This window comes from Pseudomonas sp. 8(2025) (assembly GCF_052665325.1).
Map to the genome: position 1 here is coordinate 355270 of NZ_JBQOIE010000004.1, position 25194 is coordinate 380463.

Sequence of the window (25194 nt, forward strand, 5' to 3'; positions counted from 1 at the left end):
CAGAGCCTGGTTTTAGGGCGTGCCAGATGAAAATAAGTTCACTTTGATGCTCATTAGCCATGACGGTTGTTCTCCAAGACTTGCCGCGGAGGGTAGAATGCGGGAAATCAGGAAGAGTCAATGAGCGAACAGATCCTCTCAGAAGCCGAATACGACGCCATCACCCAAGCGGCAGCCCAATGGTGCATGCGCCTGCATGAACCCGACTGCAGCGACGCGGAGCGTCTGGCCTTTCAGCAATGGCATGATGCCGACCCCCTGCACGCCTTCGAATACGAGGCGATGCGGGAAATATGGGAAGTGGCCGATCAACTGCCCCCCTCCACCCTCACTGCCGCACCAGCCCCCGCACCGGTCAAGCTCGTTCCCCGGCGCACCTGGCAGCAGTATGGCGTGGCGGCGGCCATCGCCCTGTGCGCCCTGCCCCTGGCCGCCTACAGCGGCTGGGAACTGGGTTGGGTGCCGTCCTCCTACCAGCGATTCGAAGCCGGCGACAGCCTGCGCAGCGTGACCCTGGCCGATGGCAGCCAAGTGCAACTGAACCTGGGCAGCACCCTGACCTACAGCAACTACAAGGACCAGCGCCGGGTCACCCTGAAAAAAGGCGAAGCCTTCTTCAAGGTCAGCCACGACGCCAGCCACCCGTTCGTGGTCAAGGCCGCCAATGGCCAGGTCAAGGTCACCGGCACCCAGTTCAATGTGTGGATGTACGAGGACCAGGTGCGGGTCACCCTGCTCCAGGGCTCGGTCCTGGTGAGCAGCAACACCGCCCTGCCCGGCGAAGGTTTCCGCCTGGAGCCGGGCATGCAGGCCAGCTACAAGGCCGGCGACTACCAGCCGCAGATCAGCCAGACCTACAGCAACGACAGCTCCCTGGCCTGGCGCGAAGGCAAGCTGGTGCTGGACAACCTGGCCCTCACCGACGCCCTGCCGCTGATCAACCGCTACCTGGACACTCCGGTGCAGGTCGCCGACGCCAACACCGGCAAGATCCGCGTCGGCGGCATCTACAACACCCGGGAAATCAAGAGCCTGCTGACCTCGCTGCCCAAGGTGCTGCCGGTCTACCTGACGCGCAATCGCGATGGAAACCCGGTAATCAACTCACTGCCCCAGTCCCCGCCAAAAAGCTGAAGGCCGCCCCGTTGCCGGGGCGGCCTCCTCTTGATGCTCACGCTCAACCGTTACTGGCGCGCCAGTACCGCCCCCTTGCGCGGCTCTTCGATCACCTGCAACTGATACTGGCCATCGGCACGGATCTGCGCTTCGGTAAAGGGCAGCACGCTCCACTGGTTGCGGGCGAATGCAGCGGTCTGGTCGCGAAAATGCGCTGAGGCCGGGTCGCTGGACAGGGAGAACGCCAGCAGCCCCAGGGCGCGCGGCCCCTGCTCGTCGAAGCTGACCACGTTCAGGTAGCTGGTACCGCTGACCACTTCACGCTTGCCATCGGCCGCCGGCACGCTCTGGATGGCGTTGTACACCCCCAGGCTTTCAGGGCCGCCGGGCACCGGGGTCGGCTGGCCGCCCTGGCTGACCTGCTGGATATCGCCCCAACGAACGTCACTCCCCAGCCCGGCGTCGGCGACCTGCTGCGCCGAAGCCAGCATCGACTCGCGCAGTGCCCGGGCCACCGCTGGCCGGCCAATGGCCAGGCCCCGTGGGGTGTGCTGGGGATCTTTCGGGTCAAAGGCCACGCGCCACACGCTGGGGTCCTGCAACAGCGGCTGCATGATGCCCTGGAAGTGCACGAAGCCCAGGCCGGCCTGCAACCCCGCGCTGCGGTCCCAGGCTTTCAGGCTGGCGCACACCGGCCCCAGGCGCTGGGCATCCGCCCCCAGGCCCTGCTCACAGAACTGCAGCAGATCGGGCATCACCTGGCCGGCCAGGTACACCTGATCGTCCGTGACCAGGTGCTGCAGGTCGCTGACCTGGGCCTTGTGCATCCGGCTCAGGCGATCCAGAGCAAAGCGCGCGCGCATCTTCAGCGGCACGTCCTGCTCGCTGATCACCGGCGAAAAGCCTTGCAGCGGCGCCGCCGGGTTGACCATCCAGGCCGAATCGTTGGAATGCTGCAGGTAGTCGTTGCGCGCCAGTTGCGGCAACTGGCTGGCGGCGAAGATCCCCGGTTGCGCCGCTGCCGGGTCGATATCCCAGGCGCAGGCACTGCGCGAGCCATCCAGAACGATGACCCGGGTGCCGGCCCGCGGATCACTGCACTGCGTCAGCTTGGCCTGGGTGACGTTGGGCACCACCGACTGGTTCATGTACAGCGCCCGGCCCTGGTCGTCCACCGCCAGGGTGTTGACCCAGGGAATGCCCTGCAACTGGTGCACGCTGTCTTGCAGGCCGGCCACGCTGCTGGCCTGGTTCATCGCGTACCACTGGGCCAGCACCCGGCTGTTGTCCAGGTTGGCGTCGCGCAGGCTGTAGGCATATTGATGATCCCAGTCCAGTTCCCCCGGCCACTGCACGATCGGGCCGAAGACCGAGCTGTAGAGCGTGCGCGTACGCGGCTGCAACTGGCCGTCCGGGCCCTTGCTCTGCACGGTCAGGGTCTGGCGCTCCAGGGGCAGCGAACGGCCGTCCAGCAGGTAGCGGGTCGGGTCCTTGGGGTCCAGTTGCAAACGGTACAGGGTGAAGTGCTTGGAGGCGTCCACGGTGTGGGTCCAGGCCAGGTGCTGGTTGAAGCCGATATTGATCAGCGGCAGGCCGGGCAAGGCCGCGCCCATCACATCCAGTTGCCCGGGAATGGTCAGGTGCATCTGGTAGAAGCGCATGCCGCCGACCCAGGGGAAATGCGGGTTGGCCAGCAGCAGCCCACGGCCGTTGAACGAACGCTCGCTACCGATGGCCACCGCGTTGCTGCCACGGTCCAGGGCGAAACGCTGCTGGCGTGCCGCCGCCAGTTGCCAGTGCTCGGCCGGCAGCCCGGCCTGGGCCGTGGCTCCAGGTGGCGTGGCTCCGGCCAGGGCCTCGGCGAATTGCCCGGCACCGCCTTCCACCAACAGGCGTCGGGTCAGTTTCACCAGGTCCGAGGTGGCCAGCGGCCGCACCCAGTCACCCCGGCATTGCTCGGGCAGGCCCTGGGCCTGGCGCTCCGCCAGCTGGCGGTTGTAGCCCTCGACGTAACCCTGCATGCGCTCGCGCATCGCCGGGGTCTGGGCCTGCCAGAAGGCCGCCACGGCCTGGGGAGTGTTGAGCCAACTGAAGAACAGGTCGCTGCTGAGGTTGTCGCGCTGTTCCAGGGTCTGGCCCTCGGCGCCGAAGTATTGCGAGCGCTGGGCGTTGACCGTCAGCACCTCATTGGCCATCAGGCACAGGTTGTCCTGGGCGTAGGCGTAGCCGATGCCGTAGCCCAGGCCGCGCTCGTCGTCGGCACGGATGTGCGGCACACCAAAACTGGTGCGGCGAATCTCGGCGCGGGTCTGCTCGGGCTGTGCCAAGGCATGGGCGCCACCGCTGAAGCTTAGAAACAGGGCTGCAAGGCAAAAACTCGGTAACTGCCTGGAAATGATCACGCCGACTCCTGATGCAAAAATACAGAACCAGGACTGGTGTGCAGGAGCGGTTGGCAACGCCGCCAGTCTGGGAATCCAGCCGCGCACGGATCACCCGACGCCTGCCTGCCCATAAAGACGAAATGCTTGAAAAAAATTTAATCCGCAAAGGCCAAAAGCCCCGCCATCACATGTCAGCGACCTGATACCGACAAATTTTCTACATTCAGGACTTCATGATTTGCCGTGCTCGTTCGTCTAGTTACTAGAGCATCCATCATTCTTTTCCTGATCAGGCTCTGATAAGGAGTTTTTGCATGTACAACCCGCAACTGCCAATGGACGGCAACACCGTGAACAGCACGCCTTCCCTGAATGCCGGCGCCGGTGTCTTCGGCAAGAACGCCGAGCGCAACAGTAATGAACGAATCAAGCACCTGCTCAAAAGCTTCGGCCTGCGTACCAGCCTGATTCGCCTGAAAGTCATCGACGCCCTGCTCACCGCGGCCCAGAGCGACCGCTCCCTGGGGGTGCGCGGCATCCACAGCCAACTGCTGGAACTGGACATTCCCCTGTCCTTTCTCAGTGTGCGGGAGGTGCTCAAGCGGCTGTGCAGCGAGGGTGTACTGACCCTCAATGCAGACAAGAGCTACAGCCTGCACCAGCAGGCCGCAGCGGTGCTCGACGGTCTCTCCTGAGGCCGTCGAGCCCGGGCTCAGGGCTTGACCTTGCGGCGCATCACGCCGTTGATCACCACCACGACCACCGCCACGCCAATGGCGATGTACTGGAACAGCTTCTCGCTGATGATGCCGTTGTTCTGCAGGTAGGAAAGGCCAAGCATGATTCCCAGTACCACCAGGGAAATCAGAATCGAGTAGATCAAGCGTTGTTTCTGAGTCATTGCCGGGTCCTGAAGCTGAAATTGTATCTGCCGTGTATCAAGATCGATGCCAAGCACATACCCGGATTCGGGGATGAGCCGGGCAAATCGGGGTCACATGGTACAGGCGCGAAGGAGTTTTTTCTTCCTTGTCGTCCTGCCGTGTTCCCCGAGCCCTTTGAGGATTGATCCATGTTTCGTCGAATCACACTGCTGATTCCCCTGCTGGCCATGCTGACCCTGTCGGGCTGCATCATCATGCCCCACGATGGCGGGCACCACCGCTACTACGACGGCGGCCCGGGCTACTATCACCGCTGAGTCATCCGGCCAGCCCATCGGCCCCATGAGCCGCCCGATCTCGCCACCAACGCCCGCCTTGTCGCGGGCGTTTTGCTGCATGGCGCCCGACCATTCAGGGGCAAGAAATGTGATTGCCCGGGCGGGCGAACAGCTCCACCAGCCAATCGATGAATACCCGCAGGCGGGTCGACAGGTGCCGCTGGGGCGGGTACAGCGCGGTCAGCGGCAATGCAGGCAGCGGGTAGTCCTCCAGCACCCGCTGCAGGGTCGCGTCCTGCAACTGCCGGGCAACGTGGTAGTACGGGGTCTGGATCAGCCCGTAGCCGGCTTCGCAGGCCGCCAGGTAGCCATCGGCGCTGTTCACCGCCACCCGCTTGGGCAACTGCACCGGCTGCAACTGGCCGGCGAAGAAGAATTCCAGACCATAACGCTTGCCGCTGACGTTGGAGAAATACTCCACCATCTGATGCCCTTGCAGCTCTTGCGGAGTACGGGGAACCCCCCGCTGGCGCAGGTACCCGGGGCTGGCACAGGTGACTTGCTGCAACTGCGCCAGCGGCCGCGCCACCAGGCTCTCGTCCAGGGCCGGGCCGCCGCGCAGCGCACAGTCCACGCCCTCGCGGATCAGGTCCACCGGGCGGTCATTGAGGCCGATCTCCAGTTCGATCTGCGGATAGCGCGCGGAAAACTCCGGCAGCGCCGGCATCACCAGCAACCGGCCGATGCCCACCGGCATATCGACACGCAACAGGCCACGGGGGTTGTGCCGAGCCAGGGAGAATGCCGCCTCACTCTCCTCCAGGTCCGCCAGCAAGCGTACGCAACGCTGGTAATAGGCGGCTCCGTCCAGGGTCGGGCTGACCTGGCGGGTGGTGCGGTGCAACAACTGCACCCCCAGATGGGCCTCCAGTTGCTTGATCAGAATGGTCACCGACGCCGGCGGCATCTGCAGACTGTCGGCAGCCTTGGCAAAGCCGCCCAGCTCGACGATACGGGTAAAGACGCGCATGGCGTTGAAACGATCCATGGAGCAAACCTGCGGATTATTTAGAATTCAATAATAGTGATAGCGCTTTTAGCCTGTTTATCGGTTTTTTGTCGAGTAGCACACTGCAGGCTCTTTCCCCTTACCGGAGCATTCATCGATGCGCACTCGACAACTGGGCCAGGACGGCCCGCAGGTTTCCGCCATTGGCCTGGGCTGCATGGGCATGAGCGATTTCTACACCACCGGCAACGATCCCCGGGAAGCCGTCGCCACCTTGCATCGGGCCCTGGAACTGGGCATCAACCTGCTCGATACCGCCGACATCTACGGCCCCCACAGCAACGAAGAGCTGATCGGCCGGGCCATTCGCGGCAAGCGCGAACAGGTGTTCCTGGCCAGCAAGTTCGGCATTGTCCGCGACCCGGCCAACCCGGCGGCCCGCGGGGTCGACGGCCGGCCGGAATACATCCGCACCGCCATCGACGGCAGCCTGCGGCGCCTGGGGGTGGACACCCTGGACCTGTACTACCAGCACCGGGTCGACCCGGACGTGGCCATCGAGGAAACCGTCGGCGCCATGGCCGAGCTGGTCCAGGCCGGCAAGGTGCGCTACCTGGGCCTGAGCGAAGCCTCGGCGGCAACCCTGGAGCGGGCGCACAAGGTGCATCCGATCAGCGCCCTGCAAAGTGAATATTCGCTATGGAGCCGGGATCAGGAAGACAACGGCTGCCTCGCCGCCTGCCAGCGCCTGGGCATCGCCTTCGTGCCCTACAGCCCACTGGGCCGGGGTTTTCTCACCGGGGCCCTGAAAAGCCCGGAAGACTTCGCCGCCGACGACTACCGGCGTTTCAACCCACGTTTCCAGGGCGAAAACTTCCAGCACAACCTGCGCCTGGTGCAACAGGTGCAGCAGTTGGCGGCGGACAAGGGGGTGAGCAGCGGGCAATTGGCCCTGGCCTGGGTGCTGGCTCAGGGCGATTACCTGATTCCGATTCCCGGAACCAAGCAACGGCGGTATCTGGAGGAGAACGTGGCGGCACTGGAGGTGAGGCTGAGCGCCGAGGAACTGGCGTCACTGGAGCAGATCTTCAGCCCGCAGACCACCGCCGGAACCCGGTATGCCGAAGAGGTAATGGGCTTGCTGGGGCGTTGAAAGCAGAGCTGTGGCGCGCACCGGCAGGCAGTGCGCGCCACTGGAATCAGGCCTTGGCGGAGACGTTCTTGTCGGTCACCGTGGTGCCGTTGCCCTTGCCATAGTTCTGTAGCCCCTGAAGTACATAGATGGCTTTCTTGTACTCGGGGATCAGGTAGTTGGCGTACTTGTTGCCCTTGAGGTTATTGCTCTGAATATCCTCAAGCTTCATCGCGAAGTACTCCAGGGCATTAAACGGTTGCTCCGGATCCTTGGGAATACCGAAGCGGTCAAACTGGTCGCCGGCATTGATCAAGTTCAGTGCCGTCACATCACTGATCAGGCCATTGTTCTTGAGGAAGGTACTCATGCTTCCAAGCGATTTGGAGGTGACATTAGTAGGATCGAACCCCTTGATCTGCTTGTGCAGCTTGAGTTCGTCCATCTTGCGGGTGTTGAGTACTGTCGGGTCGCTCCCCACCAGGGCCAGCATCTGCCGGACCTTGACGCTCTGTGATACGGGTTTGGTCGAACGCGTTCCACCATCCTCGCGAACCAGCAGCCCCGCCTTGCTGGTCCAGCCGCCGACGTATCCGATTGCCATGCTGTAACTCCTGTAGTCCGGCCTTCCAATCACCTTTTTCAGCGCCATGAAACTTCTGACAAGGCACCTGAACAAGGATGTAAGCCGTGTTGAAACATCTGAATGGGCGCAAGTATCAACGCCGTGGCAAGCGCCAACAACGCTTTATTTCCTGAGTTTACAATTTTTGTACAAACTCGACACAATTACCGCAAAGGCCCTGTTTAAAAGGCCCGGGAAGTTTTCCCGCACATCAAAGCGTCATCTTTTCATGCCTTGCCTTGCCCTTGACCGGGCGCCTTTGCCCTGCCCCACCATCCCGTGGCGCAGTTTTTTTTCCAGGGCATGCCTTTTTTGGACGATCGTACTAAAGAGCAGAAAAACCGCGCCGACATCCTGTGGATGCCCTGACAACGCATCGCATTCCCGAATAATAAAAATCGCTCGGTAAGGACAGGTCCCATGCCCGCTTTGCGCACGATTCAAGCCCGCTACACGCTGTTTCTGGTCCTGTTCATTGTCTTGATGCTGATACTCACGGTGGTGGGCATCAGCCAACTGGTAGCGCCCAAGCTGCGTCATACCGAAGAACAGGTAGCCCTCAACCGCATCGCCGAAGTGGCGCAGCGCATCCAGGGCGAACTGAACAAGGTCCAGGCCCAGCAACGCAGCATCACCCAGACCATTCCCCTGCTCGACAGCGACAGCATCGACAAGGTCCTGCCGGGCCTGGTGGACCAGTACGGTGAACAGAAAGTCTTCGGCGGCGGCATCTGGCCCCTGCCCGGCCAGCGCACCCCGGGGCGCAACAAACACAGCACCTTCTGGCACCGTGACGCCTCCGGCAAACTGGTGGTCAACACCTTCTGGAACAGCGACCCGGCGCCCAACTACTACGAGCAGCCCTGGTACCTGGGCGGCATGCAGACCGCCCCCGGCCAGTGCGCCTGGGCTGCGGCCTACAAGGACGATGCCAGCGCCGAGCCGCGCACCAACTGCGCCATGGCCATCCGCCGCGACGGCCAGCCCTGGGGCGTGGCCACCATCGACGTGACCCTGGGTTTCTTCAACGACCTGGTGGCGCGCCAGGAACAGGCACTCAAGGCCGAGATGCTGATCGTCGAAGCCGACGGCAAGATCATCAGCAACAGCTCGCGGATCAACGGCCCGATCGTGCTCAAGAACATCCGCGACCTGAGCCCCGGCTCCCCCTTCGCCGCCCAGGTCCAGGCCGCCCTGCAGCAACCTGACCAGGGGGCACGGCGCGTCGAGTTCGACAATGCCGGGGTGCCCAGCACCTTCTTCATGCGCGCCATCGAAGGCACGCCCTGGTTTCTCGCCAGCGCCCTGCCGACCCAGCTGATCACCGCCCAGCGCGACGACGTGCTGAGTACCCTGAGCCTGTTGCAGATCCCCATGGTGATCCTGCTGGTGTTGCTGCAGGTCTATGCGATCCGCCAGCTGGTGCAGCGTATGAAGATCCTCAAGGGCAATATCGACGCCCTGGCCACCGGCGACGCCGACCTGACCCGGCGCATCGTGATCCGCGCCGAGGACGAACTGGGGGCCATCGGCCACTCGGTGAACCGCTTTATCCAGTACCTGCAACAGATGATCGGCGAGGTCACCCAGGCCACCGAGGCCATGGCCGGGAGCCTGGGGCAGTTGCAGCAGAGCTCGGCCCACAGCCAGCAGATCCTGTTGCGCCATGCCTCGGAAACCGATCAGACGGTGACCGCCATTACCGAAATGAGCAGCACCGCCGACAGCGTTGCCGCCAACGCTGCCCAGACCGCAGACTTCACCCGCCGCGCCAACGAACACGCAGAACGTTCCCGGGTGGTGGTGGGCGAAGCTTCCGGCAGCGTCATCGCATTGATCGACGAAGTCGCCGATGCCACCCACAAGGTCGAGGCCATGCAAGCCGACGCCCAGCGCATCACCGAGGTCCTCGGGGTGATCGGCGCCATCGCCGGGCAGACCAACCTGCTGGCCCTGAACGCCGCGATCGAGGCCGCCCGGGCCGGAGAACAGGGCCGCGGCTTCGCCGTGGTCGCCGATGAAGTGCGGGCCCTGGCCGCGCGGACCCAGGACAGCACCTCGCAGATCAACGAAATGCTCGCGCGCCTGACCCAGGGCGTGAGTTCCTCGGTCAGCGCCATGGAAAACACCCAGGCCAGTTGCCAGTCAGCGGCGGATGCCACGGCGCGGGTCAACAGCGGGCTCGACGAAATGGCCGACTCGGTGAGCCAGATCAACAGCCTGAGCACCCAGATCGCCACCGCCGCCGAACAGCAAAGCGCCGTGACCGAGGAAATCAACCGCAGCATGGTGAGCATCCGACACATGGTCGAGGAGCTGGTGGACAGCGCCCGGGCCGGGGAAAGCAACACCCAGAGCCTGTTGCAGGCCAATGCCCAGGTCAGCCACCTGATGAGCCGCTTCAAAGTCCGCTGAACGGTCTGCCCCCGCCCCTGGCAGCCCGCCGGGGCGGGGCTATATTTCAGGCTCCGGTCACAAGGACGTGAGGTGCCCCATGGGCCAGCGCCAAACACATCTGTTGCATGAACAGATCAGCCACGAACTGTTTATCCAGGCCAGCATCGACACCGTCTACTACTACGTGACGCAGCCGGACCGCTGGCCGGAGTGGCACCCTTCCAGCCTGCGTGCCGACACCGGCCTGTGCGGTTCATTGCCCGCCGGCCACCGTTTCAGTGAAACCATGGACTTGCTGGGAGTGCAACTGCCCATCAGCTACCGGGTGCTGGTGGCGGTGTTTCCCAAGGAGTTCAAGACCCTGTTCAGTTCCGCCGCGCTGGACGGTTCGATCCACTACCTGTTGAGCAAGCAGGGCGACGGCACACTGTTCCGGCGCACCCTGGAATACGCCACCGACCTGCAGCTCAGTGGCCTGCGAGCACGCATGGAGCAGCTTTCGAGCCAGGCCCTGGGCAACCTCAAGCAGCGTCTGGAACAGCCCGACGACTGACAAATCTGTAATGCCCACCTCAGTTTCCTGACAGCCAGCGCCGATTAGAGTCCGCTCCAATTCGCTGACTGACTGGAAGCCTCCGATGCCGCGCCCCTCCTCGTTCCACAGCCCCTCCCGCCGCACCTTCGTCAAGGCCCTGGCTGCCGGTGGTGTGCTAGCCGGCTTCGGCCTGTGGCGCAACCCGGTCTGGGCCATCAGCAGCCCGGGCCAGCCCGAGGTCCTGGCCGGCAGCGACTTCGACCTGTGCATCCAGCAGTTGCCGGTGAACTTCAGCGGCCGGCCACGCAAGGCCATGGCCATCAACGGCAGCCTGCCCGGGCCCCTGCTGCGCTGGCGCGAAGGCGACCGGGTGACTGTGCGGGTGCGCAACCGCCTGGACCAGCCCAGTTCCATCCACTGGCACGGGATCATCCTGCCGGCCGACATGGACGGCGTGCCCGGCCTGAGCTTCGAGGGCATCGAGCCCGGCGGGCTCTACCGCTACAGCTTCCCGGTCAAGCAGCACGGCACCTACTGGTACCACAGCCATTCCGGGCTGCAGGAACAACTGGGGGTGTATGGCCCGCTGGTGATCGACGCCCGGGAACCGGAGCCCTTCAGCTACGAACGCGACTACGTGGTGCTGCTCTCGGACTGGAGCGACGAGGAGCCGGGGCAGATCCTGCGCACCCTGAAGAAACAGTCCGACTACTACAACCAGCACAAGCGCACCCTGGGCGACTTCATCGAGGACGTCGGCCGCGACGGCTGGGCGGCCACGCTGGCCGAACGCAGCATGTGGGCGCAGATGAACATGACCCCCACCGACCTCGCAGATGTCAGCGGCGCCACCTATACCTTCCTGCTCAACGGCCAGGCCCCGGGCCAGCCATGGTGCGGGCTGTTCCGCCCCGGCGAACGCCTGCGCCTGCGAGTGATCAATGCCTCGGCCATGAGCTATTTCGACCTGCGCATTCCCGGGGTGCAGATGACCGTGGTCGCCGCCGACGGCCAGCACGTGGTGCCCGTGACCGTGGATGAACTGCGCATTGCCGTGGCCGAAACCTTCGACGTGCTGGTGCAACCCGGTGCCGGAGCCCACGCCTTGTTCGCCCAGGCCATGGACCGCAGCGGCTATGCCCTGGGCACCCTGGCCAGCGCCCTCGGGCTCGTGGCCGAGGCACCGGCCATGGACCCGCGACCGCTGCTGGACATGACGGACATGGCCATGGGTACCATGGATCACGGGGCAATGCCGGGCATGGACCATGGCGCCATGGCCGCCATGGATCACGGCGCGATGAATACCGCGATCAGCCACCCGACCTCGGAAACCAACAACCCCCTGGTGGACATGCAGGCGGTGAACCCCATGCCGCGCCTGGACGATCCGGGCATCGGCCTGCGCGACAACGGCCGCCGGGTGCTGCGCTACGCCGACCTGAAAAGCACCTTCGCCGACCCCGACGGTCGCGAACCGAGCCGGACCCTGACCCTGCACCTGACCGGGCACATGGAAAAGTTTGCCTGGTCCTTCGACGGCATTCCCTTTGCCGAAGCCGAACCCCTGCGCCTTCGGTATGGCGAGCGGCTGCGCATCGAACTGGTGAACGACAGCATGATGGCCCACCCCATCCACCTCCACGGGCTGTGGAGCGACCTGGAGGACGAACACGGCCGCTTCCAGGTGCGCAAGCACACCATCGACATGCCACCGGGCACCCGCCGCAGCTACCGGGTCACCGCCGATGCCCTGGGGCGCTGGGCCTATCACTGCCACCTGCTGTACCACATGGAAAGCGGCATGTTCCGCGAAGTCCGGGTCGAGGAGGAACGCCACCATGAAGCTTGATTACCTCCGCTTCACCCGGCAGCCCGGCGTTGGCCTGGCCCTGCTCCTGCTGGCCTGGCCCTGGGCACCGGCACAGGGCGAATCGATGCCGGGCATGGGCCATTCCAGCGTGCCTGGGACAGCCATGGGCGCCATGGACCACTCGCAGATGCCCGGCATGCAGGCGCCGACACAGGGCCAATCGACACCCGGCGTGGCCCCCTCCACCATGCCCGGCCACGCCATGGGTGCCATGGACCACTCGCAGATGCCCAGCATGCAGGCGCCAGCCCCCACACGAAGCCGCACACCGATCCCGGTGCTGACCGATGCCGATCGGGCGGCGGTCTACCAGGGCCCCAGCGGCCACATCCACGGCCCGTCGCTGAACACTTTCCTGCTGGTGGACCAGTTGGAATGGCAGGACGCCGACCCGGGCGGCAGCGTCGCCTGGGAGGTCGAGGGCTGGGTCGGTGGCGACCGCGACCGGCTCTGGCTGCGCAGTGAAGGCGAACGCACCCGGGGCGTCACCGAGCACGCCGAGCTGCAAGCCCTGTGGGGCCATGCCATTGGCCCCTGGTGGGACCTGGTGGGCGGCCTGCGCCAGGACTTCAAGCCCGGCACGCCGCAGACCTGGGCCGCCCTGGGGCTGCAAGGCATGGCCCTGTACAACTTTGAAAGCCAGGTCACCGCCTACCTCGGCGAGGACGGCCAGGCCGCCTTGCGCCTCAAGGGTGACTACGACCTGCTGCTGACCCAGCGCCTGATCCTCCAGCCCTCCGCCGAGGTCAACCTCTATAGCCGCAATGACCGGCAACGGGGCCTGGGCGCAGGCCTGGCGGACAGCGAGATCGGCCTGCGCCTGCGCTACGAGATCCGCCGCGAGTTCGCTCCCTATATAGGGGTGACCTGGAACCGCAGCTACGGCCGCAGCGCCGACTACGCCCGGGACGAGGCCGAGCTGGACAACGACCCGCGCCTGGTCCTGGGCCTGCGCCTGTGGTTCTGAAGGCCACAACCGCTGGCCGGCCTTGGTATCACCTTGAAACAAAAGCCAGCGGCGGCCAGCGAAAAAAACCGCAAAATGCACCACCCCGAGCGTGCAACCGCGGGTGGCCGGCCATGCCACCCTTCCTTATTGATCAGCGACAAAGAGACTTTCGATGAACACCTCACTGCGTCTGGCGGCCCTGTCCGCCCTGCTGATCAGCTCCCTGGCCCAGGCTGGAGAACTGATTCCCATCGACGTGCACCGCGACGCCAACTGCGGCTGCTGCAAAAAGTGGATCGAGCACCTGCAGGACAACGGCTTTGCCGTGACCGACCACGTGGAAAGCAACATGAGTGCGGTCAAGCAGCGGCTCGGCGTCGCCCCGCGCCTGGGCTCCTGCCATACCGCGGTGATCGACGGCAAGTTCGTCGAGGGCCACGTGCCGGCCGAACAGGTGCTGGCCCTGCGCAAGCGCGATGACCTGCTGGGCATCGCCGCCCCGGGCATGCCCATGGGCTCCCCCGGGATGGAAATGGACGGCATGGGCGCCGATGCCTTCCAGGTCATCGGCCTGACCCGCGAGGGCAAGGACGTGGTCGTCGCGGACTACCCGGCTCGTTGATCTTCGGCGCCTACTTCGGCCTGTTCCTGGCGGCGTTCGGCGCCGCCACCCTGCTGCCCCTGCAATCGGAAGCGCTGCTGGTGGGGTTGCTGCACAACAGCCAACTGGCAGTGCTCGGGCTGTGGCTGGTGGCGACCCTGGGCAATGTCCTGGGCTCGCTGGTCAACTGGTGGCTGGGCCAGCGCCTGGAACACTACAAGGAGCGCCGCTGGTTTCCGGTCAGCCCGCGTCACCTGGAGCGGGCCCGGGGGCCTTACCAACGCTATGGCCACTGGACGCTCCTGCTGAGCTGGATGCCGCTGATCGGCGATCCGCTGACCCTGGTGGCCGGCGTCATGGGCGAACCCCTCAAGCGTTTCCTGCTGCTGGTCACCCTGGCCAAGGGCGCGCGCTACGCCGTGCTGGCGTGGCTGACCCTGGGCTGGATCGGCTGAGCGCCCGCAGCTCCCCATCACCGCGCAGGAGCTGGCTTGCCAGCGAAAGTGCCCGCCCCGGCACCACGTCTTCCTTGTCGGCAAGCCGGTGCCCAGGGTTTGCCTGTGGCTTAACGTCGCCCTAATCCGGCGGCTACAGCATCGCCCGCAACCTTGCGGAGTGTCCTTATGTTCCTTGCTACCCCTCGCTGGCTCAGTGCCTTGCTGCTGCCCCTGGCCCTGCCTGCCCTCGCCGCCCAGGCGCCGGTCTACGGTCCCGAACTGCAGGGCTTCGACTACCCCTATCCCTTGCAGCATTTCAGCTTTGTGTCCCAGGGCCAGGCACTGCAGATGGGCTATATGGATGTACCGCCCCAGAGCCCGGCCAACGGGCGCAGCCTGGTACTGATGCATGGCAAGAACTTCTGCGGCGCCACCTGGGAGGGCTCGATCAAGGCCCTGAGCGCCGCAGGCTACCGGGTGATAGTCCCGGACCAGATCGGCTTCTGTACCTCCAGCAAGCCCGAACACTACCAGTACAGCTTCCAGCAACTGGCGCAGAACACCCATCAACTGCTGGCCAAGCTTGGCGTCAACCAGGCCAGCCTGCTGGGCCATTCCACCGGTGGCATGCTGGCCACCCGCTACGCCCTGCAATACCCCGATCAGGTACGGCAACTGGCCCTGGTCAACCCCATCGGCCTGGAAGACTGGAAAGCCCTGGGCGTGCCCTGGCGCAGCGTCGACCAGTGGTACCAGCGCGAGCTGAAGCAGACCGGCGAGGGTATCCGCCGCTACGAGCAGCAGACCTATTACGCCGGCCGCTGGAAGGCCGAATACCAGCGCTGGGTGGACATGCTCGCCGGCCTCAACCAGGGCCCCGGCAAGCGCCTGGTGGCGTGGAACTCGGCGCTGATCTACGACATGATCTTCAGCCAGCCGGTGTACTACGAATTCCAGGACCTGAAGATGCCGACCCTGCTGCTGATCGGCACCGCCGACACCACCGCCATCGGCAGCGATATCGCGCCGCCCGAGGTCAAGGCGCGCATCGGCCACTACCAGGACCTGGGCAAGCAGGTGGCGCAGCGCATCCCCCATTCGACCCTGGTGCAGTTCCCGGGGCTGGGCCACGCACCGCAAATGGAACAACCCGAGCCTTTCCACCAGGCCCTGCTGGGCTGGTTGAAGCAACCCTGAGCCAGGAGCCCGAACATGGCACTAGAGATTGCGGTAATCGATGATTGGCAGGACGTAGCGCGCGAGGTAGTGGACTGGTCGGTGCTCGATAGCATCGGCCGGGTCAGCTTCCTTCACGACTACCCGGCAGACCCCGCCACCCTGGCCCGGCGCCTGCAACCGTTCCAGGTGATCTGCGTGATGCGCGAGCGCACCCGGTTCGATGAAACCCTACTACGCAGCCTGCCGCAGCTCAAGCTGCTGCTCACCGGCGGCATGCGCAACGCCGCCATCGACCTCAAGGCGGCCAGCGCCCTGGGGATCCAGGTGTGCGGCACCGACAGCTACAAGCACGCCGCGCCGGAGCTGACCTGGGCCCTGCTCATGGCCCTGAGCCGCAACCTGCTGAGCGAAGCCTGCGCCCTGCGCGCAGGCGGTTGGCAACAGGGCCTGGGGGGCGATCTGCACGGCAAGACCCTGGGCATTCTCGGCCTGGGCAGCATCGGCCAACGGGTGGCGCAATTCGGCCAGGTGTTCGGCATGCGGGTGATTGCCTGGAGCGAGAACCTCACCGCTGAACGCGCGACCGCGGCCGGCGTGACCCATGTCGACAAGCAGCAACTGTTCGAACAGGCCGATGTGCTCTCGGTGCACCTGGTGCTCAGCGAGCGCAGCCGCGGCCTGGTGGACGCCCAGGCCCTGGCGTGGATGAAGCCCGGGGCGCTGCTGGTCAATACCGCCCGCGGGCCGATTGTCGATGAAGCCGCGCTGATTGCCGCCCTGGAACAGGGCCGGCTGGCGGGGGCCGCACTGGATGTATTCGAGCAGGAACCCTTGCCTGCCAACCACCCCTTGCGGCGCTTGCCCAATGTTCTGGCCACGCCCCATGTCGGCTATGTCAGCCGGCAGAACTACCAGCAGTTCTTCGGCCAGATGATCGAAGACCTGCAAGCCTGGCACGCCGGCCAGCCGATCCGCCTGCTCAACTGAAAGCCCCCCGTGGCGATCGCCAGGCAAGGTCCTGCGCAGCTTTTCGCAGCCTCGCAGGCTCGGCGGCGACCAGGCTCGCAGGGACGCTGGGCGCAGGAGCCCGCCTGTGCCCGTTCTTTGGGCGGCGCCGCACCACAACGGCACCGGCCGCTGGCAGCCCCTCCCCATTTTCGCCCCCGGGCCGCAACGGCCCCGCTCCCGGGCAGTGCATGGCCGACCTTTCGTCGGGACGCGTTCGCCGCCCGCCCTGCCAACCCCGGGAAACACCCACCTCCCCCGGCACCGCTCTAGGTTCTGTCCTAGACTGAATTTCGCACTGTGACCGGGCAGTCACATTCGCCGAGAAAAAGTCGAAACTTTTCGCTTCGGCCCAAGGTCAGGTTAAAGGTAGGGTCGCTGCCACTGGTGCATTCCTTGCAACGGCTCCTCCACCCTTTCTGCTTCCACGCTCGAGCAGCGCAGGCTGATCGACGTGTGGCGCGTTTGCGCCCGGCCACAGGAATTGGCCACGCGCGGCGCTCGAGACACCAGAACAGATCAATAAAACGGGAGAGACACATGATCAGCGCCGTATTGGACACTCAGGGAGATCACCCTCAACAGCAGGCCGGCGACCGCGCCGCCCCCTCGGTTCCGGTCCCTGGGAACAAGACAGTGCTGCCGCTGGCGCGGCCCAATCCCAACCGCAAGCGAGTGCTGTTCGTCACCTCGGAAATCGCCGACCTGGTGAAGACCGGCGGCCTGGGCGACGTCTCTGCCGCCCTGCCCAGGGCCATGGCCCACCTGCACGATGTGCGGGTACTGATCCCCGGCTACCCCCAGGTGCTGCATAGCGAGAACCCGATCCACATCATCGGGGAGCTGGGTGGCCACGCGGCACTGCCGGCCTGCAAGATCGGGCGCATGGACATGCCCGACGGCCTGGTGATCTACGTGCTGATCTGCCCGGAACTCTACGAGCGCGAAGGCACGCCCTACGGCGCCAACAACGGCCGCGACTGGCCGGACAACCATATCCGCTTCGCCCGCCTGGGGCTGGCCGCCGCCGACATCGCGGCCAACCTGGCGCAGATCCACTGGTGCCCCGACCTGGTGCACGCCCATGACTGGCCCGCCGGGCTGGCGCCGGCCTACATGCACTGGCGCGGGCAACGCACGCCGACCCTGTTCACCATTCATAACCTGGCCTATCAGGGCGTGGTCAGCCTGGCCTCGTGCCCGGAACTGGGCATCCCCGAGCATGCCCTGCAACAGGAAGGCATGGAGTTCTACGGCAAGCTGTCGTTCCTCAAGGCCGGCATGGCCTACGCCAGCCACATCACCACGGTGAGCGCCACCTATGCCCAGGAAATCACCACCCCGGCCTTCGGTTGCGGGCTTGACGGCTTCCTCGCCAGCAAGACCCAGCAGGGCCTGCTCAGCGGCATCCCCAACGGCATCGATGAAAGCTGGGACGCCGCCACCGACGCTCACCTGCTCACGCCTTTCAGCATCGGCGACTGGGACGGCAAGGCAGCCAACGCCGCCCATGTGCGGCAGATGTTCGGCCTCGACGCCTCCAGCGGCCCGCTGTTTGCCGTGGTCTCGCGGCTGGTCTACCAGAAAGGCCTGGACCTGACCGAAGCGGTGGCCGAGTTCATCGTGCAGTCCGGCGGCCAGATCGCCATCATCGGCCGCGGCGAGCCGGAGGAAGAACAGTCCATGCGCGCCCTGGCCCGGCGCTTCCCCGGCCGCATCGGGGTGCACATCGGCTTCAACGAGACCGACGCCCGGCGCATGTTCGCCGGCAGCGATTTCCTGCTCATGCCCTCGCGCTACGAGCCCTGCGGCCTGAGCCAGATGTATGCCCAGCGCTTCGGCTCGCTGCCGGTGGCGCGCAACACCGGCGGCCTGGCAGACACCATCGAGAATGGCGTCACCGGTTTCCTCTTCGACGAATCCACCGTGGCCAGCTACCAGGAAGCCCTGACCCGGGCCTTCAAGGTGTTCGCCTACCCGGCGCTGCTCAATGCCATGCGCTGCCGGGCCATGGCCGCGCCCTTCAACTGGTGCAAGGCGGTGGAACCCTACGCCGAACTCTACGAACAACTGGTGGCCAAGGCCCTGGGACAGGCCGCCCGACAGTAAGAGGCAAGGACCGATGCCCTCAAGCACGCTGCACACCTGGACTCATGGCGCGCGGCTGCTGGATGCCGAGCACACCCGGTTCGCCCTGTGGGCGCCGGATGCGCGCTGCGTCAGCGTCGAACTGGCGGACGGCCAGTCGCTGCCCATGCAGCCCCAGCCCGAAGGCTGGTTCATGACCCAGGCGCGCTGCCCCGCGGGCAGCGCTTACCGTTTCAATATCGACGAGCGGATCCAGGTCCCCGACCCGGCGTCCCGGGCCCAGCTCGGTGATGTCCACGGGCCAAGCCTGGTGGTGGACCCCGAGCGCTATCAATGGCAGCACCCGCAGTGGCGCGGCCGGCCCTGGCACGAGGCGGTGATCTACGAACTCCACGTGGGGGTCATGGGCGGCTATCAGGCGGTGCAGCAAGCCCTGCCGGCCCTGGTGGAACTGGGGGTGACCGCCATCGAGCTGATGCCCCTGGCGGAGTTTCCCGGCGAACGCAACTGGGGCTACGACGGCGTGCTGCCCTACGCCCCGGAAGCCTCCTATGGTTCGCCCGACGAGCTGCGCGCGCTGATCGATGCCGCCCATGGCCTGGGCCTGGCAGTGATCCTCGATGTGGTCTACAACCACTTCGGCCCCGACGGCAACTACCTGCAGGAGTACGCCCAGGGCTTCTTTCGCCAGGACCTGCACACCCCCTGGGGCGCTGCCATCGACTTTCGACGCCCGCAGGTCAGCGAGTTCTTTATCGACAACGCCCTGATGTGGCTGCTGGAGTACCGTTTCGACGGCCTGCGCCTGGACGCGGTACACGCCATCGACGATCCGGATTTCCTGCGGCAACTGGCGCAGCGGGTCCGCCAGGCAGTGCCACCCGATCGCCATGTGTGGCTCAACCTGGAGAACGAGTTCAATCAGGCCAGCCTGCTGCAACAAGGCTTCGACGCACAGTGGAACGACGACGGCCACAACGCCCTGCATGTGCTGCTGACCGGCGAAACCGACGCCTACTACGCCGACTTCGCCGAGCAGCCCACTGAGCAACTGGCCCGCTGCCTGAGCCAGGGTTTCGCCTTCCAGGGCCATGCCAACCGCCATGGCGAGGCCCGCGGCGAACCCAGCGGGCACCTGCCGCCCAGCGCTTTTGTGCTGTTTCTGCAGAACCATGACCAGATCGGCAACCGGGCCTTTGGCGAACGCCTCAACCAACTGGCGCCGACCCAGGCCCTGCACGCGGCCACGGTGCTGTTGCTGCTGTCACCGATGATTCCGCTGCTGTTCATGGGCGACGAAGTGGCCGCCCAGGAACCATTCCTGTTCTTCACCAGCCACCAGGGCCAGTTGGCCGAAGCGGTGCGCGAGGGCCGGCGCAACGAATTCGCCGCCTTCAGTGCCTTCGCCGACGCCGGGCAGCGCCAGCGCATTCCCGACCCCAACGCCGCCTCGACCTTCCAGGCCTCGCGCCCACAGGCCCAGTCCCGGCAGGCCGAGGCCACCCGCGAGCTGTACCGCAGCCTGTTGCAGATCCGCCACCGCGAGCTGGTTCCGCGCCTGCCCGGCGCCCGGGCCCTGGGCTGCCAGGTACTGGCCGAGGGCGCCCTGAGTGCGCGCTGGCGCCTGGGGGACGGCAGCCTGTTGCGCATCGATCTCAACCTCGGCCCGCATCAGGTCGAACTGGCCGCCGAGGCCGCACCGCAGTTGTGCTTCGAATATCCGCCGCACACCCTCAAGCACTGGTGCCAGGGTCAACTGCCTGCCTACAGCGTGCTGGTGCTGCTGGCCCCCACCTCTTCCCCGACCGACCCAGATGGAGAATGCCTATGAGCGATGCGCAACTGGAACTGCTTGCCAGCCGCGCCGGCCTGGCAGTGGACTGGATCGATGCCAACGGCCGTGCCCAGAAGGTCGAGGACCGGGTCCTGCGGGCTGTCCTGGCCGGCCTGGGGCATCCGGCCGAAGACCCGCAGCAGGTCGAACAGAGCCTGCTGCAATTGCAAGGGGTGCAACAGAGCCGGCACCTGCCACCGCTGCTGACCGCCGACCACGGCCAGAGCCTGGACCTGGCGCGCTACTTCCCCCCGCACACGGCCTGTCTCCTGCGGCTGGAGGATGGCAGCCCGCTGCACCTGGACCTGGATGCCGAGAGCCGGCTGCCGGGCTCGATTCCGGTGGGTTACCACGCCGTGAGTATCGACGACGAACACTTTGTCCTGGCAGTGGCCCCCGAACGCTGCTTCAGCGTGGCCGACGCCGTGCACCAGCCCACCCCGCGGGCCTGGGGCCTCAGCGTGCAGCTGTACGCCCTGCGCCGCCCCGGCGATGGCGGTTTCGGCGATACCCAGGCCCTGGAAGAACTGGCGCGCCAGGCCGCCGAACGCGGCGCCGATGCCCTGGCCATCAGCCCGCTGCACGCCATGTTCAGCAGCGACCCGCTGCGCTACAGCCCCTATTCACCTTCCAGCCGGCTGTTCCTCAACAGCCTGTATGCCGCCCCTGGCGCGATCCTCGGCGACCGCGCCTGGCGCACTGCGATCGAAGCCTGTGGCCTGGGCGAACAACTGCAGGACCTGGAACAGTTGCCGCTGATCGACTGGCCCCTGGCGGCCCAGGCCAAGTTGCAGGCACTGCGGGCGCTGTATGAAGGCTTCTGCCAGGGCGAGCACCCGCTGCACGAGGACTTCGCCAGCTACCGCCGGGCAGCCGGCGAAGCCCTGGAAAACCACTGCCGCTTCGAAGCCATCCAGGCCCAGCGCGCCGCCCGTGGCGAGGAACTGGACTGGCGTCACTGGCCGCCGCAGTGGCGTGATCCGGCCAGCCCGGCCCTGGCTCATTTCGCCGAGGAACAGGCCCACGAAATCGGCTTCCATGCCTTTTGCCAGTGGCTGATCGCCCGCAGCCTGGAGCGAGCGCAAAGCGCGGCCCGCAGCGGCGGCATGGGCATCGGCCTGATCGCCGACCTGGCGGTGGGCGCCGACGGCGGCGGCAGCCAGGCCTGGAGCCGGCAGGAGCAGTTACTGGCCAACCTGACGGTGGGCGCGCCACCGGACATCCTCAACCGCCAGGGCCAGAGCTGGGGCATATCGGCCTTTTCCCCGGAAGGCCTGCAACGCCACGGTTTCCGCGCCTTCATCGAAATGCTCAGGGCCAACTTCGCCCATGCCGGGGGCCTGCGCATCGACCATGTGATGGGCCTGCAACGGCTGTGGGTGATTCCCCTGGGCGCGCCTCCCAGCGATGGCGCCTACCTCTATTACCCGGTGGACGACCTGCTGCGCCTGCTGACCCTGGAATCCCATCGCCACCAGGCCATAGTGCTGGGCGAAGACCTGGGCACAGTGCCCGACGGGCTGCGGGAAAAACTCGCCGCCCGGGCCATGCTCGGCATGCGTGTGCTTTTGTTCGAACAGGACCACGGCTGCCACTTCAAGCCCATCCTCGACTGGCCGGACAATGCCCTGGCCACCACCAGCACCCATGACCTGCCGACCCTCAACGGCTGGTGGCATGGCCGCGATATCGACTGGAACCAGCGCCTGGGCCTGGTGGACGAAGCGGCGGCGCGGCACTGGCGCGAACATCGCCAGCACGAACGCAACGGCCTGCGCCACGCCCTGGCCCAGGATCCGCAGAACTTTCGCGAGGAAAGCCACGAGGCCGACCAGGTGGTAGACGCCAGCGTGCGTTTCCTCGGCCACACCCGGGCGCCCCTGGTGCTGCTTCCCCTGGAGGACGCCCTGGGCATCGACGAACAGGCCAACCTGCCCGGCACCCTCGACAGCCACCCCAACTGGCGCCGGCGCCTGGCTACTGCCAGCCGGCACCTGCTGGATGACAGCGACGCTGCGCGGCGCCTGGAGCTGCTGGCCTGTGCCCGGCAGCAGGCCCTGGAGCGTGACCGATGAGCCCGCCAGCCACGCCAATGCCACGGGCCACCCTGCGCCTGCAATTTCACCAGGGCTTCACCCTGGATCATGCGCTGCCCCTGGTGCCCTACTTCGCCGGCCTGGGCCTCAGCCACCTCTACGCCTCGCCACTGCTCTGCGCGCGGGCCGGTTCCATGCACGGCTACGACGTGGTGGACCCCACCCGGGTCAACCCCGAGCTGGGGGGCGAGGCGGCCCTGGTACGGCTGGTGGATGCCCTGCGCCAGCACGGCATGGGCCTGATCCTGGATATCGTCTCCAACCACATGGCGGTGGGCGGCAATGACAACCCCTGGTGGCTGGACCTGCTGCAATGGGGGCGTCTGAGCCCGTACGGTGAGTTCTTCGATATCCAGTGGCATTCCCCCGACCCGCTGATGGAAGGCCAGCTGTTGCTGCCCTTCCTCGGCAGCGACTATGGGCAGGCCTTGCAGGAAGGCAGCCTGCAACTGCAGTTGGACGACGATCGCTGCGGTTTCCATGTTCGCCACTATGAACACTGTTTCCCCATCTGCCCCGCCGACTTCGGGGAACTGCTGCGCCTCGCCGGCCCGCCGGATGCCGCCCAGGCCCTCAAGCCCCTGGCCGACAGCTTTGCCGCCCTGCGTTTCAGCGGCGACGCCCACGCCCAGGCACAACCGCTGCAGCAGGCCCTGGGCCAACTGTTGCAGCAACCGGCGCTGCACCAGGCCGTCACCGCCCACCTGCAAGGCTACGACTCACGCCACGACGAAGGTTTCCAGCGCCTGCACCATCTGCTGGAGCAACAGAGCTATCGCCTGGCCAGCTGGCGCACCGCCGCCGACGACATCAACTGGCGACGCTTCTTCGACGTCAACGAGCTGGGCGGGCTGCGGGTCGAGCGCCCGGCGGTGTTCGAAGCCACCCACGGCAAGATCTTCGAGCTGATCCAGCGTGGCCTGGTGGACGGCCTGCGCATCGACCATATCGACGGCCTGGCCGACCCGCGCAGCTATTGCCGCAAGCTGCGGCGCCGGATCGACCGCCTGCGCCCGGGCCAGCACCTGCCGATCTACGTCGAGAAGATCCTCGGCGCCGGGGAAACCCTGCACCGCGACTGGGGCGTAGATGGCAGCACCGGCTATGAGTTCATGAACCAACTGTCGCTGCTGCAGCAGGCCCCTGCAGGCCAGGCGGTGCTGGCCGAACTGTGGAGCCGGCACAGCCAGCGCCCCGCGGCGTTCGCCGAAGAGGCATTGCTGGCCCGTCAGCAGATTCTCAACGGCTCCCTGGCCAGCGATTTTGAAAGCGTGGCCCAGGCCCTGTTGCAGGTGGCGCGCCTGGACCTGATGAGCCGCGACCTGACCCTGGGGGCCATCCGCCGCGCCTTGCAGGAACTGATCGTGCACTTCCCGGTGTACCGCACCTATATCAGCGCCTGTGGCCGCGGGCAGCAGGACCAGCAGTTGTTCCAGCAGGCCCTGGACGGCGCGCGACAGAGCCTGGGCGAGGCCGACAGGCCGGTGCTCGACTGCCTGGAGCGCTGGCTCGGCGGCCAGGGCTGGCGCCAGCAGCCACCGGGCCGTGGGCGCAAGCTGCTGCGCCACGCCTGCGTGCGTTTCCAGCAACTGACTTCGCCCGCCGCGGCCAAGGCCGTGGAAGACACCGCCTTCTACCGCTCGGCAGTACTGCTGGCGCGCAACGACGTGGGCTTCAACAGCGAACAGTTCAGTGCGCCGATCGCCGCCTTCCACACGGCCTGCCAGCAACGCCTGGCCAGCTTCCCCGACAACCTGCTGACCAGCGCCACCCACGACCACAAACGGGGCGAGGACAGCCGCGCGCGCCTGGCAGTGCTCAGCGAACGGGCCCCCTGGTATGCCGCCCAGGTGGAGCACTGGCGCACCCTGGCCGCACCCCTGCGCCAGCGGGCGGATGCGCCTTCGGCGGGGGACGAACTGATCCTTTACCAGACCCTGCTGGGCAGTTGGCCCCTGGAACTGGCTGCCGAGGATCAGGCGGCCCTGCAAGGCTATGGACAAAGGATCTGGCAATGGCAGCTCAAGGCCCTGCGCGAGGCCAAGCTGCAAAGCAGCTGGGCGGCGCCCAACGCAGAATACGAAGAGGCCGTGCAGGCCTTTGTCCAGGCCCTGCTGCTGGCGCCCCAGGGCCTGGCATTGCGCCAGTCGATTGCCGCGGCGGCCCGGGCCATTGCCCCGGCGGGCGCCCTCAACAGCCTGGCGCAAACCTTGCTGCGCATGACCGTGCCTGGGGTCCCCGACCTGTACCAGGGCAACGAGTTCTGGGATTTCAGCCTGGTGGACCCGGATAACCGCCGGCCGGTGGATTACCCGGCCCGGCAGGCGGCCCTGGAGCGCGGCGGCGAACCACGCCAGTGGCTGGCCCAGTGGCACGACGGACGCATCAAGCAGGCCGTGATCGCCCGCACCCTGAACCTGCGTGGCCAGTACCCGGAGCTGTTTCGCCGGGGCCGCTACCAGCCGCTGCCGGTGCTTGGCCAGCATGCCGGGCGGGTCCTGGCGTTCATGCGCGAGCACGGTGCACAACGGGCAGTGGTGATAGTGCCGGTGCAGGTCGCCGGCCTGCTGGGAGATCGCGCAATGCCCTTGATCGAGGGGCCGCTGTGGGGCGATACCCGGGTGCAGCTACCGTTCGACGCCTCGGGGCAAAAGCTGAATGGACTTTTTTCCACGGTGGCAGTCACACCCCACAGGGAGCTGATGCTTAGCGCCGCACTGCAAGACTTTGCGCTCAACCTTTTGATTCAACCTTGAATTCAGTCCAGGAGCA

19 protein-coding genes and 2 pseudogenes are annotated in these 25194 nt (G+C 66.0%); 17 read left to right on the plus strand and 4 right to left on the minus strand.

Features of this window, described 5'->3' with window-relative positions:
• Positions 1-120 precede the first annotated feature (120 nt).
• Positions 121-1134 carry a FecR family protein gene (locus ACUXVH_RS11165; RefSeq protein ID WP_011061192.1) on the plus strand — a complete coding sequence of 338 codons (1014 nt, stop codon included), beginning with the start codon at positions 121-123 and terminating at the stop codon, positions 1132-1134.
• A gap of 50 nt (positions 1135-1184) precedes the next feature.
• Here ACUXVH_RS11165 and pvdQ read toward each other — a convergent pair whose 3' ends face one another.
• A complete protein-coding gene (pvdQ, locus tag ACUXVH_RS11170) occupies positions 1185-3518 on the minus strand; it encodes a bifunctional acylase PvdQ (RefSeq protein ID WP_065364002.1) in 2334 nt (777 codons plus the stop codon).
• A gap of 296 nt (positions 3519-3814) precedes the next feature.
• Between pvdQ and ACUXVH_RS11175 the strand changes: the two genes are divergently transcribed.
• Positions 3815-4195 carry a hypothetical protein gene (locus ACUXVH_RS11175; protein WP_011061190.1) on the plus strand — a complete coding sequence of 127 codons (381 nt, stop codon included), beginning with the start codon at positions 3815-3817 and terminating at the stop codon, positions 4193-4195.
• A gap of 17 nt (positions 4196-4212) precedes the next feature.
• On the opposite strand, the gene ACUXVH_RS11180 is transcribed toward ACUXVH_RS11175, so the two are convergent.
• A complete protein-coding gene (locus ACUXVH_RS11180) occupies positions 4213-4401 on the minus strand; it encodes a hypothetical protein (RefSeq protein WP_015635538.1) in 189 nt (62 codons plus the stop codon).
• A gap of 171 nt (positions 4402-4572) precedes the next feature.
• On the opposite strand from ACUXVH_RS11180, the gene ACUXVH_RS11185 reads away from it, so the two are divergent.
• Entirely contained in the window at positions 4573-4701 is a 129-nt protein-coding gene (locus ACUXVH_RS11185) for a hypothetical protein (protein WP_011061188.1), read from the plus strand.
• Between the two features lie 94 nt (positions 4702-4795).
• On the opposite strand, the gene ACUXVH_RS11190 is transcribed toward ACUXVH_RS11185, so the two are convergent.
• Positions 4796-5710, minus strand: a complete 915-nt coding sequence (locus ACUXVH_RS11190; protein WP_065364001.1) for a LysR family transcriptional regulator — start codon at positions 5708-5710, stop codon at positions 4796-4798.
• Positions 5711-5828: 118 nt separating this feature from the next.
• Here ACUXVH_RS11190 and ACUXVH_RS11195 point away from each other — a divergent pair, with 118 nt between their 5' ends.
• Entirely contained in the window at positions 5829-6824 is a 996-nt protein-coding gene (locus ACUXVH_RS11195; protein WP_065364000.1) for an aldo/keto reductase, read from the plus strand.
• Between the two features lie 46 nt (positions 6825-6870).
• Here the strand turns inward: ACUXVH_RS11195 and ACUXVH_RS11200 are convergent, their stop codons facing one another.
• The gene (locus ACUXVH_RS11200; RefSeq protein WP_065363999.1) at positions 6871-7407 is read right to left on the minus strand and encodes a hypothetical protein; all 537 of its coding nucleotides are present in this window, start codon (positions 7405-7407) and stop codon (positions 6871-6873) included.
• 504 nt (positions 7408-7911) lie between these two features.
• Here ACUXVH_RS11200 and ACUXVH_RS11205 point away from each other — a divergent pair.
• The 13 genes and pseudogenes from ACUXVH_RS11205 to ACUXVH_RS11265 form a co-directional block, all read left to right on the plus strand.
• Positions 7912-8985: pseudogene (locus tag ACUXVH_RS11205) on the plus strand (cache domain-containing protein); the annotation flags it as partial.
• Positions 8986-9312: 327 nt separating this feature from the next.
• A pseudogene (locus ACUXVH_RS11210) lies at positions 9313-9843 on the plus strand (methyl-accepting chemotaxis protein); the annotation flags it as partial.
• Between the two features lie 79 nt (positions 9844-9922).
• On the plus strand, positions 9923-10378 hold the full coding sequence (locus ACUXVH_RS11215) for an SRPBCC family protein (RefSeq protein WP_011061183.1): 456 nt from the start codon (positions 9923-9925) through the stop codon (positions 10376-10378).
• 85 nt (positions 10379-10463) lie between these two features.
• Positions 10464-12212 (plus strand): copper resistance system multicopper oxidase, encoded by a 1749-nt coding sequence (locus ACUXVH_RS11220; RefSeq protein ID WP_065363997.1) that lies wholly within the window; start codon positions 10464-10466, stop codon positions 12210-12212.
• A complete protein-coding gene (locus tag ACUXVH_RS11225) occupies positions 12202-13200 on the plus strand; it encodes a copper resistance protein B (RefSeq protein WP_065363996.1) in 999 nt (332 codons plus the stop codon). Before ACUXVH_RS11220 ends, ACUXVH_RS11225 begins: the two co-directional genes overlap by 11 nt.
• A gap of 154 nt (positions 13201-13354) precedes the next feature.
• Positions 13355-13804 carry a DUF411 domain-containing protein gene (locus ACUXVH_RS11230; protein WP_015635530.1) on the plus strand — a complete coding sequence of 150 codons (450 nt, stop codon included), beginning with the start codon at positions 13355-13357 and terminating at the stop codon, positions 13802-13804.
• Positions 13801-14238, plus strand: coding sequence for a YqaA family protein (locus ACUXVH_RS11235; protein ID WP_011061179.1), 438 nt, complete (start codon positions 13801-13803; stop codon positions 14236-14238). Before ACUXVH_RS11230 ends, ACUXVH_RS11235 begins: the two co-directional genes overlap by 4 nt.
• A gap of 168 nt (positions 14239-14406) precedes the next feature.
• On the plus strand, positions 14407-15417 hold the full coding sequence (locus ACUXVH_RS11240) for an alpha/beta fold hydrolase (protein ID WP_065363995.1): 1011 nt from the start codon (positions 14407-14409) through the stop codon (positions 15415-15417).
• Between the two features lie 15 nt (positions 15418-15432).
• The gene (locus tag ACUXVH_RS11245) at positions 15433-16386 is read left to right on the plus strand and encodes a D-2-hydroxyacid dehydrogenase family protein (RefSeq protein WP_065363994.1); all 954 of its coding nucleotides are present in this window, start codon (positions 15433-15435) and stop codon (positions 16384-16386) included.
• Positions 16387-16944: 558 nt separating this feature from the next.
• Complete coding sequence (glgA, locus tag ACUXVH_RS11250) at positions 16945-18513, plus strand: glycogen synthase GlgA (RefSeq protein ID WP_011061176.1); 1569 nt, start codon at positions 16945-16947, stop codon at positions 18511-18513.
• 13 nt (positions 18514-18526) lie between these two features.
• Positions 18527-20323, plus strand: coding sequence for a malto-oligosyltrehalose trehalohydrolase (gene treZ, locus ACUXVH_RS11255; protein WP_065363993.1), 1797 nt, complete (start codon positions 18527-18529; stop codon positions 20321-20323).
• On the plus strand, positions 20320-22401 hold the full coding sequence (gene malQ / locus ACUXVH_RS11260; protein ID WP_065363992.1) for a 4-alpha-glucanotransferase: 2082 nt from the start codon (positions 20320-20322) through the stop codon (positions 22399-22401). Before treZ ends, malQ begins: the two co-directional genes overlap by 4 nt.
• Positions 22398-25178: a malto-oligosyltrehalose synthase gene (locus ACUXVH_RS11265; protein ID WP_065363991.1), complete on the plus strand. Its 2781-nt coding sequence runs from the start codon at positions 22398-22400 to the stop codon at positions 25176-25178. Before malQ ends, ACUXVH_RS11265 begins: the two co-directional genes overlap by 4 nt.
• The last annotated feature ends 16 nt before the right edge of the window (positions 25179-25194 follow it).